The organism is Thermoanaerobacter sp. X514 (assembly GCF_000019065.1).
Lineage (GTDB): Bacteria > Bacillota > Thermoanaerobacteria > Thermoanaerobacterales > Thermoanaerobacteraceae > Thermoanaerobacter > Thermoanaerobacter pseudethanolicus.
The window spans coordinates 231,932-244,645 of sequence record NC_010320.1; the positions used below are offsets into that span (position 1 = coordinate 231,932).

Sequence of the window (12,714 nt, forward strand, 5' to 3'; positions counted from 1 at the left end):
GTGATGGCATGAAAAAAGATATGTGGAGATTTACGGGCATAAGGCGAAAATTGATAGTTTATTACCTCATAATCACTATTTTAATGGGTATCACAAGTTTTTATTCGTATTATAATGCAAAATCAGTTATAAATCGTTTAAAATCAATTTTTGTGGATTATATATACCTTAACAATTTAAATGCGGATGTAAACATGTTGGAAACAGAAGTGGAGAAGTATTTATCTACCAAATCTTCGGACGCCCTTTTAAATTATTATACTCTCTATAACAAACTTCAAGAACAAGCCTCCGCTATTTTAAATGAAAAAAACTATGACCAGGATGGTTTAATGTTAAAGGATATAGGGAATATGATTGAAAGCCTTTTGAATGAAACTGACGCAGCAATAAATGCTAAAAGAGGCAGGATAAGCAGCGAGTACATTGCACATTTTACGAGGTCCAATAAAATAAGTGAATATATAAAACTTTACATTAATAATCTTCTCAACAGTAAATTGCAAGAGGGCTCTTTAAAATATGCATCTATAACAAAAAACATGGAGTTTATAAGCTATTTGAATGTGTTTTTGATAATAGGTTCTATTCTTTTTAACATATTTCTTGCAATATTTTTTACCTATCGAATTACAAAACCTCTTATAGACCTTTCCCATTTGGCAGTGAGAGTTTCAAAAGGAGATTTTGATGTAAGACCGCTTTCTATAAAGACAAACGATGAGATAAATATACTTGCAGAAGCTTTTAATAAGATGGTAGTAAGCATAAAAAATTATATAGGGGAAATCAAAAATCAGGCAGAAGTAGAGAAAAAATTAAAAGAACAAGAGATGCAAAATCTCAAAATGAGAAATATTTTAAAAGAGGCAGAACTTAAGGCTTTGCAGTCTCAAATAAATCCACATTTTCTCTTTAATACCTTAAATGCAGCTGCACAATTAGCGATGATGGAAGGGGCAGATAAATCTTCGGAGTTTATAGAAAACGTTGCAAACCTATTTAGATATAATCTAAAAAAATTGGATACTACAGTTACTTTGCAAGACGAGATAAACAATGTAAAGACATATATGTACATTTTGAAAACGAGATTTGGCGACAGAGTAGATTTTAAAGTAGATGTAGACGAAGGGGTTTTAGATGTAGAAATGCCTTGTACAATAATTCAGCCTGTAGTTGAAAATGCTTTTATTCACGGATTAGAAGATACAGAAAAAGGAGGTTTTATTAAACTTGCGGTAAAGAAGGATAATGATAAAGTTTTAATAGAGGTTATTGACAATGGGATAGGAATGAGTGAAGAAAAAGTAAGGGCAATATTATCAGCAGACAATGAGGATTTATCTAAAAGGCATGTTACGGGTATTGGCATGCACAATATCATAAACAGACTAAGACTTTTTTATAACACTTCTGCTATAGAAGATGTAATTGAGATAGATAGCAAAATAGGAGAAGGAACAAAAGTTACTTTAAAAATTCCTTTAATGAAGGGTGATAAAGAAAATGATTAAATTGTTTATTGCGGATGATGAGCAAATAGTTATAGATTCAATTAAATTTATCATAGAAAAGAATAATGTAAAAGCTGATATAATTGGTTTTGCTAAATCTGGAAGAGAAGCCATTGAAAAAGTGGAAATTTTAAAACCTGATGTAGTTTTTATGGATATAAAGATGCCAGGAATAGATGGAATTGAAGCCATAAAGCAAATTAAAGAAAGGCATAAGGACATAATTTTTGTTATTATTACCGCTTACGAGTATTTTAATTATGCGAAAGAGGCAATAGACCTTGGAGTGTTAGATTATCTTTTAAAACCTCTTAATAGAAATAAAGTCGTGGAAACTATAAAGAAAGCTATTGAGGTGATTGAAAAAAGAAGAGAGGCAATGTTAAAAGAGTTAGAGTTAAAGGAGAAACTCAATAAGATTATTCCTTATTTGGAGGGGCAATTTTTGTATACTACTCTTTTTAGTGGTATAACCTATGATGACTTGTCCTTTTATGAAGATGTATTTGGAATAGAATTAAAACGGGGTTATGCCATGATAGTGACAGTGGAGGATTTTGGTAAAAACATCAAAGATCAAAATCTAAAATTGAGCATAGAGAAACAAAATTTTTATGATTATTTTAAAACAATTGTAAAAAATTTTAAAAAATGTTTGGTAGGTCCATACTTTATTGACAAATTATTTGTGTACTTTCCTGTGGAGGAGGGAAATTCATTTGAGATTAAAAATAATTCTATAGAAACAGCGCAGAAGATAATAGAAGCTATAAACCAAAAAGTGAAAATTCCTTACAGGATTGGAATAGGCAGAGTTTACAGTTTCGAAAATATTTTGAAATCTTATTATGAAGCAGAAATAGCTTTAAAAATGACAAAAAATGAAATGATAGCACATTTTGATGATATGGCAATGCCACAAAATAGATTTAAGCCTTATCCTATTAATAAAGAAAGACTTTTTATTGATAGACTTATGACTGGAGACCTTCAAGGATCTTTTACTATATTTAATGAAATTTATGAATGGATGGTTTTTGAATACCAAGAAGATATAGATAAAATAAAGGCTAAACTTATAGAAATAATCGGTGTTATTAAAAGGAATCTTTCCTATTATGCAGAGGATGAAAATTTTATTGAAAACAGAGAGCTGGAAGAAATTTTAAAAATAAACGATGTTGACAAAATAAAGTTTATATTTATCAATACTCTGAAAAATTTATTCGAAAACATAAAGACAATCAACAAAGAAAAAATGGATACCTTTATAGCCAAAATAATTAGATTTATAGAGGACAATTTCAATAAAGATATTACTCTGGATGACGTTGCAAAAGAAGTCAATATGAGTTACCACTACTTTAGTAAATTTTTCAAAGATCAAACTGGAAAAAATTTCATCGATTACTTGACAAATTTGAGAGTAACTAAAGCCAAAGAACTTTTAGAGGATGAAACTGTAAGCATAAAAGAAGTGTGCTACAAGGTTGGCTACAGCGACCCAAATTATTTTAGTAAGATATTTAAAAAAGCTACAGGGATGACGCCTACAGAGTACAGATCGGCTATTTACAAAGGAGGGGGTGTAGTTGGTGGAGAGTAAAAATGTAATCAAAGTGATAGTAGCAATTGTCCTTATGATTATTTTGGGTGTTTTAGTTTTTTTGACTGTTAAGCATGTAGTAGCGTATAGAGAGGTAAAGAATGTAAACTCTAATCCCTTAGATAAAAAAGGGCATAAGATTAAAATTGGTTTTTCTCTTGGTACCTTAAAAGAAGAAAGATGGATTAAAGATAGAGATATAGTAATGGCAAAGTTACGGGAATTGGGGGCAGAGGTTTTAGTGCAAAACGCTAATAATGATGACCAAGACCAATTAAAACAGGTGAGATACCTTTTGGACCAAAAAATTGACGTACTTATCATTGTTCCAAATGACCTTGAAAAAGCCTCTTATGCGGTATCTTTGGCACAAAAAGAAGGAGTAAAAGTGATATCCTATGACAGGCTTGTTACAAAATCAAATGTAGACCTTTATATATCCTTTGACAATGTGAAAGTTGGGAAACTGATGGCGGAATATTTAGTGAAAAGAGTGCCAAGAGGAAATTATCTCATAATAAACGGTGCTACGACGGATAACAACACAAAGATGATAAAGGAAGGATATGACAGTGTTTTAAAACCTAAAATTGAAAGTGGAGACATAAAAATTGTAAAAGAAGATTGGGCGCCTAATTGGATGACGGAATACGCTTTTAATTCTACTGATGAACTGCTGCAAAAGGGTGCAAAAATTGATGCTGTGATAGCGGGGGATGATGCTTTAGCAGGAGGAATTATAGAGGCTTTGTCAGAGCATAGATTGGCGGGAAAAGTATTGGTTGCAGCTCAGGATGCTGACCTTGCTGCATGTCAAAGGATAGTGGAAGGAACTCAAGCTATGACAGTGTACAAACCAATTGATAAATTAGCGGAAGCTACAGCAAAAATGGCTATGAAACTTGCGAGAGGAGAAAAATTAGACATTAAAAATACCATATATGACGGAAAATATTACGTTCCTTATTATGTTCTTGAACCAATTGCTGTTGATAAAACTAATATAGATGATACTGTAATAAAAGACGGTTTTCACAATCGCGATGAGGTATACAGAAATGTGGCTAAATGATTATTCAGGCTTTAAGCCTGTATTTTTTTGTCTCAAAAAAATACTGAGAAATAAGTTAAAAAATTTAGGTCGCCAAAAAAGTAAAGGATAACAAAAAAAGTTCCAGAGGCAATTTGAGGGGGGAGGTAGAATTAATTATTAAAATAAAATTTTAGAAAGGAGAGGTAATGTACAATGAGTAACAAGCGCAGACTTATAGTAGTAGTAATAGCATTCCTATTGTTAGTATCTGCTTTTCTTGGTGGTTGTTCTTCTTCCTCAAAGCAAACTTCTGAGAAAAAACAATTGGCTGTTGGTATTGTATTACCGACAAAAGATGAACCCAGATGGATTCAAGATGAGACCCGCTTTCAGGATGCATTAAAGAATACCCCTTATTCTGCTGAAATTCTTTTCAGCCAAGGTGACCCTGCTAAAGAAAAAGCTAATGTAGAAACTTTGCTAAGTAAAGGTATAAAAGTGCTTATTTTGTGCCCTCACGATGCAAATGCGGCAGCAGCTTCTGCAGAGGCAGCTAAAAAAGCAGGTGTAAAGGTTATATCTTATGACAGATTAATACTTAACACAGATGCAGTAGATTATTATGTCACTTTTGATAGTGTACAGGTAGGTAAAGAACAAGGACAATATTTAGTTGATCATGCAACAGGTAAAGGCAATCCTTTATATCTCTATGCTGGTGCTTTATCTGATAACAACTCTTTCTTATTCTTCCAAGGAGCATGGGAAGTTTTACAGCCAAAGATCGCTGATGGCACTTTTGTAATTGCAAATTCTGACAAAGCAGTTGCATTAAAAGATAAAAAAGATTTAACTCGTGATGAAATGGCAAGTATTATAGGACAAATTACTACAAATTGGGATTTCAATACTGCTAAAAACCTTGCTCAGGCAAACCTTGCTAAGGCGCCAAAAAATTTAAAGGGTAATGTATTTATACTTGCTCCTAATGACGGTACTGCAAGGTCAATAGCAGATACTTTTAAGGCAGATCCGGACATCAAAAGTTATGTAATTACTGGACAAGATGCTGAAAAACCATCCATTCAATACATTATTGATGGAAAACAATCCATGACTGTCTTCAAAGATGTTAGGATTCTTGTTAAGGATGCAATAAATGCTGCTTTGACATATTTAGACGGAAAAACACCAGAATCTACAAAAACTTATAATAATGGTGTAAAAGATGTTCCTTCTAAACCATCTCCTGTACAAGTAGTAGATAAGAATAATGTAAAACAAGCCTTAATAGATTCGGGATATTACAAAGAAAGCGATTTTACTTGGCCTAAATAATGTTGGAGGTGTAGAGAATGGGTACCCCGCTTATAGAGCTTGTAAACGTAAGTAAAAGTTTTTCAGGTGTACAAGTATTATTTGGTGTAAATTTTAAAGTTCAACCAGGGGAGATACATTGTTTAGTTGGAGAAAATGGAGCCGGCAAAAGTACTTTAATGAAAATCTTAAGCGGGGTATACCCTTATGGTGAATACGAAGGAGAGATAAGACTTGAGGGATACCCTGTAAGATTTTTTAGCATAAAAGACAGTGAAAAAGCCGGAATTTCCATTATCCATCAAGAACTTTCTTTAGTTCCAGAGATGACAGTATATGAGAATATCTTTTTGGGAAATGAAATTAAAAAGGGAAGTGTGATAGATATTTTTGATGAGATAGAAAAAGCACGACAACTTTTATCAAAAGTCAAAGGTGAAAATATTAATCCTACTGCAAAGGTTAAAGACCTTAGCGTGAGTATGCAGCAGCTTGTTGAAATAGCAAAAGCACTTTCAAAAAATCCCAAAGTATTAATTTTGGATGAGCCAACTTCTGCTTTGAGTGAAACTGAAAGTGAAAATCTCCTTATTCTTTTAAAAGAACTTAAAGAACAAGGAGTTACAATTATTCTTATAAGTCATAGATTAAAAGAAGTTTTGAAAGTGGCGGATTCTATAACTGTTTTACGAGATGGGCAAACAGTAGCCTATTTTAATTGCAAAACTGAAGAAGTAGATGAAAAAAAGATAATAAAACATATGGTTGGAAGAGAGATTACAAATCTTTATCCAATGCCTATAGCCAAACCTCTAGATGAACCTATAATGGAAATTAAAAAATGGAATGTAGTTGAACCCAATACAGGCCGCTATTTAGTAAAAGATGCAAATATTGTATTAAAAAAAGGAGAAATAGTAGGGTTATTTGGATTAGTTGGTGCTGGACGTACAGAATTTGGACTTAGCCTTTTTGGGAATCCATATGGCTACATTATTTCTGGAGATATAATATTAAAGGGCAGAAAAGTAAAGTTTAAGACTCCGGAAGATGCAATTAAGCAGGGAGTGCTTTATTTAACGGAGGATCGAAAAGAAAAAGGGCTGATTTTGATAAACAGCATAAAGGAAAATATAAGTTTGGCGAATTTAAAAGCTTTGAAGAAAGGAATTACAGTTGATGAAGCCAAAGAGATAGAAATAGCCCAAGGTTTTCAGAAAAGACTTAATATAAAAGCTCGTAATGTTGAAGTTAATGTTTCTACTTTGAGCGGAGGGACTCAGCAAAAAGTTTTGGTAGCTAAAGGCCTTTTTGCTGAACCAGATGTCATTATTTTGGATGAACCTACAAGAGGTATAGATGTTGGCGCAAAATATGAAATATACACATTAATAAGAGAATTAGCAAGTGAAGGCAAAGCCATTCTCCTTATATCCTCTGAATTACCGGAAATATTGGGAATGAGTGATAGAATATATATAATGAGCAAAGGTAAAATTACAGGGGAATTGAAATCAGAAGAAGCCAATCAAGAAATCGTAATGGCTTATGCCGTGAGCTAAAGGAGGGTTTAAGATTGAAGGAATTTATTCGCCATTTAAAAGAATTTTTGAAAGATCATGTAAGAGATTATGCTATGTTTATAGCACTTTTTGCAATAATGGCTGTTTTTGCGGCCCTCTCTGGCGGCGATTTTTTATCACCTGTAAATATTAGTAATCTTGTGGACCAGACGGGATATATAGCTGTTCTTGCAATTGGAGAAACTTTAATTATTGTTATACGACATATTGACCTTTCTGTAGGATTTTTGTCTGGATTTTTAGGAGCAATTGCAGCTATATTGATGCAATTTTATCACTTTTCTGCTTTATCAGCCATTATAATAGTGCTAGGATTAGGAACATTAGCTGGATTACTAAACGGTTCGCTAGTAACCTACTTAAGAATCCCAGCTTTTGTTGCTACTTTAGCAGGTTGGTTAGCTTATCGTGGCGCTCTTTTGTTGGCTACAAAAGGATCTGGAACTATTATAATTACCAATAAAACTTTTAATGCTATAGGCAACGGTTTTATTCCAGACTTGCCTTTTATAAATAATATTTTACCTAATTATCATAAGCTTACATTGTTAGTGGGTATTGTAGCAGCAGTGCTAATTGTTTATTTTTCTCTTAAGAATAGAGCCCAACAAATTAAAAGAGGATTTGATGTACTTCCACTAGACATTTTCCTTATCGAATTGCTTTTTATTGATGCTTTATTGTTATATATAACTTTTATTTTAGCAGCTCATCGAGGGATTTCATGGACCCTTGTAATTATGATAATTACCACAGTTATTTATAGTTTTATTACTAATAGAACCGTTTTGGGAAGACATATTTATGCAGTAGGTGGTAATCCAGAAGCGGCTGCTTTAAGTGGAATTAATGTGAAAAAAATTACCCTTATTGTCTTTGCTTCGATGGGTTTTCTTTCAGGTTTATCAGGAATATTGTTTGCTTCCAGACTTCAATCAGCTACAACTACTGCTGGTACTCTTTTTGAACTTTATGCTATTGCTGGAGCTTATATAGGAGGAGTATCTGCAGCAGGCGGAGTGGGAAAAGTAATCAACTCATTGATTGGAGCATTTGTTATGTCAACTTTGACTAATGGAATGAATCTTCTAGGAGTGGATATTTCGCTTCAATATATAATTCTTGGAATAGTTTTGGCTGCCGCTGTCATATTTGATGTAGCAACTCGCAGCAAGGAAAGATAAAAAAGACGGGTATGTCCCGTCTTTTTTATCCCCCGCTTTTTCAATGGTCCCCCTCTATTTGCTCCACTTTAAAACAGGATTTCTTGCAGCCAGTACCTCATCAACCCTTCTTACAGGCGTGTTGTGTGGAGCTTCTTTTAAAAGTTGCGGATTTTCTTTTGCTTCCTCTGCTATTTTAATCATTGCTTCAATGAAAGCGTCTAATGTTTCTTTACTTTCTGTTTCAGTAGGCTCTACCATTATGGCGCTGTCAACAATTAATGGGAAATATATTGTGGGTGGATGGAAACCGTAATCTATAAGTCTTTTAGCTACATCTAATGTTGTGATATCATTGACTTTTTCTAAAAGACCAGCTAAAACAAATTCATGCATGCATACTTTGTCAATAGCGACTTTGTAGTGATTTTTGAGTTTTTCTTTAAGATAATTAGCATTTAAAACTGCCATTTCGCTGGCTCTCTTAAGTCCTTCAGCTCCCATAGTTAAAATGTAGGAATAAGCCTTTATAAGCACATTGAAGTTGCCATAAAAGCTTCTCACTTTTCCAATAGAAAGCGGCCTATCATAGTTTAAGCTATATATGCCGTCTTTAAATTCTATTACAGGCACTGGCAAAAAGTCGGCAAGCTCTTTTTTGACACCTACAGGTCCAGAACCCGGGCCACCACCGCCATGAGGTGTAGAGAAGGTCTTGTGAAGATTTAGATGTACAACGTCAAATCCCATGTCTCCAGGGCGTGTGATTCCCATTATAGCATTTAGATTTGCACCATCGTAATACAAAAGTCCTCCTGCTTCGTGTACTAGTCTTGCGATTTCTACTATATTTTCTTCAAAAAGCCCTAAAGTGCTGGGGTTTGTAAGCATAAGTCCTGCTACTTCCTCATTTAAAACGGCTTTTAACGCCTCAAGGTCTATTGCACCTTCTTTGTTAGACTTAATTTCAATAACGTCAAAACCTGCAACTGCTGCACTGGCGGGGTTAGTACCATGAGCAGAGTCTGGCACGATTATTTTTTTACGTTTTTTGTCATTTCTGTGTTCGTGATAGGCCTTAATTATCATGAGTCCCGTCAATTCTCCGTGGGCACCTGCAGCAGGCTGTAATGAAAATTTGTCCATTCCAGTTATTTCAGAGAGCATGTTTTCTAATTCATACATGAGTTTCAAAGCGCCTTGCACAGTTTCTACTGGTTGATAGGGATGTAGAGCTGTAAAACCGATAAGGGATGCCATGTCTTCATTTATTTTAGGATTGTACTTCATAGTACAAGAACCTAATGGATAAAAACCCGTATCGACGCCGTAGTTTTTATTTGACAAAAGGGTGTAATGTCTTATTATGTCTACTTCACTTACTTCGGGAAGCTCTATTTCTTCTTTTCTCATCATTTGTTGCGGAAGTATGTCTTCTAAAGGTTTTTCTTCTATATCCAACTTAGGGAGAGTGTAGGCTTTTCTTCCTTTCTTTGACAATTCAAATATCAATTTATTGTACTCTTTCATTCTATCACCTCCAACAGAGCTTTTAACTCATCAATTTCTTCTTTTGTCCTTTTTTCTGTAAAGGCCAGTAACATTGTATTTTTGTATTTGTCGTAATCTCTGTGGAGGTTGTATCCGCCTAATATGCCCTTTTCTAAAAGTTTTTTATTAATTAAGTCTACATCTACATCAGCCTTTAATGCAAATTCCATAAAGAAGGGCTTGTTAAAAGCAGGTTTATATTTTCCTGATGCGGTAAGCATTGAAAAAGCGTAATGAGCCTTTTGAGTGCACTGATAAGCCACTTCTTTTATACCTTTTTTGCCCATAGTTGCTAGATACACTGCAGCTGTTAAGGCATTTAATGAGTGGTTTGAGCATATATTCGAAGTGGCTTTTTCCCTTCTTATGTGTTGCTCTCTTGCTTGCAAAGTAAGCACAAAAGCACGTCTACCATCTACGTCTTTTGTCTGGCCTACTATTCTTCCTGGCATTTTCCGCACAAGCTTTTGTGTTGTAGCTAAAAAACCAAGATAAGGGCCACCAAAATTTAACCCATTGCCAAGAGACTGACCGTCTCCTACAGCTATATCTGCGCCAATTTCTCCTGGCGATTTAAGTATGCCGAGAGGTATTGGATGTACGTAAGTTATCAACATTGCTTTATTTTCATGGGTTATTTTCTCAATTTCTTGCAGGTCTTCGATGATTCCCATGAAATTAGGATACTGTACAATTACTGCCGCAGTGTTAGTCCCAATTTCCGCTTTTAATTTTTCTAAATCTGTTACTCCTTCATTATCGTCTATTTCAATTACTTGGATATCTCTAAAATGCATATAAGTCTTTAAAACTTTTCGCGTTTCTGGATTTACAGTTTTTGAAACTATTATAGACTTCCTTTTGGTGTTTTCACAAGCCATAATTGCAGCTTCTGCGCAGGCTGTTGCTCCGTCGTACATTGAAGCGTTTGTGACTTCCATTCCTGTAAGTTTTGTAATCATTGTCTGGTACTCAAAGATAGCTTGTAGTGTTCCTTGGCTTATTTCTGGCTGGTAAGGAGTGTAGGCCGTGTAGAATTCAGAACGAGATATTATGTGCTTTACCACAGAAGGAATGTAATGGTCATATACTCCAGCGCCTAAAAAACTTGTCAGCTCTTCAAGGCTTTTATTTTCTTTGGCGCATTTCTTTATGTGAGCTGTAAGTTCTACTTCTGACATTGGATTTCCAAGATTTAAAGGCCTTTTTAAGCGAACTTCTTGAGGTATGTTTTCAAATAGCTCTTCTATAGAATTTTTTCCTATTGTTTTAAGCATTTCTTTTTCGTCATTGGAGGAGGCAGGAAGGTAAGGAAACATGCTCTCACTCCTCATCTAAAAATTTTTTATATTCTTCGGCTGTCATCAAATTATCAAGCTGTGACTTGTCTTTGAGTTCTACTAATGCCATCCAACTGCCATAGGGGTCATTGTTTACTAAAGAGGGGTCGTCAACGATAGCATTGTTTACTTCAAGTACTTTTCCATCTACAGGTGTGTAAACATCAGATGCAGCTTTTACAGATTCTACGACTCCAAGTACATCGCCAGCCGAGAGTTCTGCACCTACTTCTGGAAGCTCAATGTACACTATGTTTCCTAAGGAATGCTGTGCATAGTCAGTTATTCCTATGTATGCTTTATCTCCTTCTACTTTGACCCATTCGTGGTCTTTTGAGTAATACAAGCCTTCTAAAACTTCCATACCAAAAACCTCCTATTTTTTATAATTTTTCTTGTAAAAGTTTTTGCTTATGATTAAAGCCTTAAGTGGCTTATTTCTTATCACAATTTCAATTTGATTTCCTAATTGGGCATATTTTGAATCAATCAATGCAAGACCTATATTTTTCTTTAGTGTAGGAGAGAAATACCCTGTTGTTACATAGCCGATTTTTTGATTGTGAGCACGCACTTCATAACCATGTCTTGGAATTCCATTGTCTATCATTTCAAATCCCACGATTTTACGCTTAAGCCCTTCTTCTTTTTGCTTTAGTAGAGCATCTTTTCCGATAAAATTGCCCTTGTCAAATTTGACGAAAAACTCAAAACCTGCTTCTAAAGGAGTTATTTCTTCTGAAAGTTCATTTCCGTATAGAGGTAAACCTGCTTCAAATCTCAAAGTATCTCTTGCCCCTAATCCTGCCGGTTTAAGTCCATATTCTTTTCCAACTTCCACTATTTTTTCCCACAATTCTACTGCGTATTTATTAGGCATGTAAATTTCAAAGCCATCTTCACCCGTATATCCTGTTCTTGATACCAGGCATTCAATTCCAGCTATTTTTACATTGTCTTTAAAGCAGAAAAATTTAATTTCTGAAAGATCAGTATCTGTAAGTTTTTGAAGTATTTCTTCTGCTTTTGGGCCTTGTATGGCAAGTTCTGCTACTTCATCTGAAATGTTTTCTATTTCTACCTCATATACGCCTTTATTGTCTTTCATCCATTTGTAATCCTTTTCTATATTAGCCGCATTTACAACCAAGTAGAAGTGTTCATCAGAATATTTGTAGACTAATAAGTCATCTACAACGCCGCCATTGTAATTGCACATAAAAGTATAAAGGACTTGATTGCCTTTTAGTTTTGACAAATCATTTGTTATGAGATTTTGCAAAAAGTTAAAAGCTTCTCTTCCTTTTACAGTTATTTCTCCCATGTGAGAAACATCAAAGAGTCCTGCAGCATTTCTCACTGCTTCGTGTTCAGAGATTATACTTTCAAACTGAACAGGGAGAGCCCATCCTGCAAAGTCAATGATTTTTCCATTATATTTTTTGTAAAGTTCAAAAAGAGGTGTTTTTTTGAGGTTATCCAAACATACCACACCCTTTCATAAAATTTAAAAGAGGAGTTATGATGAGCACAACAAGAGAATATGCCATCACAACTCCTCTGTTTTTTGACCTGAGAGCTTCTACTTATGTATTGCTCCTTCG

10 protein-coding genes are annotated in these 12,714 nt (G+C 34.4%); 6 read left to right on the plus strand and 4 right to left on the minus strand.

The window, feature by feature from the left end:
* Positions 1-8 precede the first annotated feature (8 nt).
* The 6 genes from TETH514_RS01135 to TETH514_RS01160 all read left to right on the plus strand — a co-directional run bounded on the left by TETH514_RS01135 (position 9) and on the right by TETH514_RS01160 (position 8,240).
* Positions 9-1,517: a sensor histidine kinase gene (locus tag TETH514_RS01135; protein WP_009051911.1), complete on the plus strand. Its 1,509-nt coding sequence runs from the start codon at positions 9-11 to the stop codon at positions 1,515-1,517.
* On the plus strand, positions 1,510-3,123 hold the full coding sequence (locus TETH514_RS01140; RefSeq protein ID WP_009051910.1) for a response regulator: 1,614 nt from the start codon (positions 1,510-1,512) through the stop codon (positions 3,121-3,123). Before TETH514_RS01135 ends, TETH514_RS01140 begins: the two co-directional genes overlap by 8 nt.
* The gene (locus TETH514_RS01145) at positions 3,113-4,195 is read left to right on the plus strand and encodes a sugar ABC transporter substrate-binding protein (protein WP_009051909.1); all 1,083 of its coding nucleotides are present in this window, start codon (positions 3,113-3,115) and stop codon (positions 4,193-4,195) included. Before TETH514_RS01140 ends, TETH514_RS01145 begins: the two co-directional genes overlap by 11 nt.
* Before the next feature lie 174 nt (positions 4,196-4,369).
* On the plus strand, positions 4,370-5,494 hold the full coding sequence (locus TETH514_RS01150; RefSeq protein WP_009051908.1) for a sugar ABC transporter substrate-binding protein: 1,125 nt from the start codon (positions 4,370-4,372) through the stop codon (positions 5,492-5,494).
* 17 nt (positions 5,495-5,511) lie between these two features.
* Positions 5,512-7,035, plus strand: a complete 1,524-nt coding sequence (locus TETH514_RS01155) for a sugar ABC transporter ATP-binding protein (protein WP_009051907.1) — start codon at positions 5,512-5,514, stop codon at positions 7,033-7,035.
* Between the two features lie 14 nt (positions 7,036-7,049).
* Positions 7,050-8,240 (plus strand): sugar ABC transporter permease, encoded by a 1,191-nt coding sequence (locus TETH514_RS01160; RefSeq protein ID WP_003870809.1) that lies wholly within the window; start codon positions 7,050-7,052, stop codon positions 8,238-8,240.
* A 54-nt stretch (positions 8,241-8,294) separates the two neighbouring features.
* Here TETH514_RS01160 and gcvPB read toward each other — a convergent pair whose 3' ends face one another.
* The 4 genes from gcvPB to gcvT are packed head-to-tail and all read right to left on the minus strand — an operon-like array spanning position 8,295 to position 12,593.
* Complete coding sequence (gcvPB, locus tag TETH514_RS01165) at positions 8,295-9,749, minus strand: aminomethyl-transferring glycine dehydrogenase subunit GcvPB (protein WP_009051906.1); 1,455 nt, start codon at positions 9,747-9,749, stop codon at positions 8,295-8,297.
* Positions 9,746-11,089, minus strand: a complete 1,344-nt coding sequence (gene gcvPA / locus TETH514_RS01170) for an aminomethyl-transferring glycine dehydrogenase subunit GcvPA (RefSeq protein WP_009051905.1) — start codon at positions 11,087-11,089, stop codon at positions 9,746-9,748. Before gcvPA ends, gcvPB begins: the two co-directional genes overlap by 4 nt.
* A gap of 4 nt (positions 11,090-11,093) precedes the next feature.
* Positions 11,094-11,474 (minus strand): glycine cleavage system protein GcvH, encoded by a 381-nt coding sequence (gcvH, locus tag TETH514_RS01175; RefSeq protein ID WP_003870812.1) that lies wholly within the window; start codon positions 11,472-11,474, stop codon positions 11,094-11,096.
* A gap of 12 nt (positions 11,475-11,486) precedes the next feature.
* Positions 11,487-12,593 (minus strand): glycine cleavage system aminomethyltransferase GcvT, encoded by a 1,107-nt coding sequence (gcvT, locus tag TETH514_RS01180; RefSeq protein WP_006569280.1) that lies wholly within the window; start codon positions 12,591-12,593, stop codon positions 11,487-11,489.
* Positions 12,594-12,714: the final 121 nt, after the last annotated feature.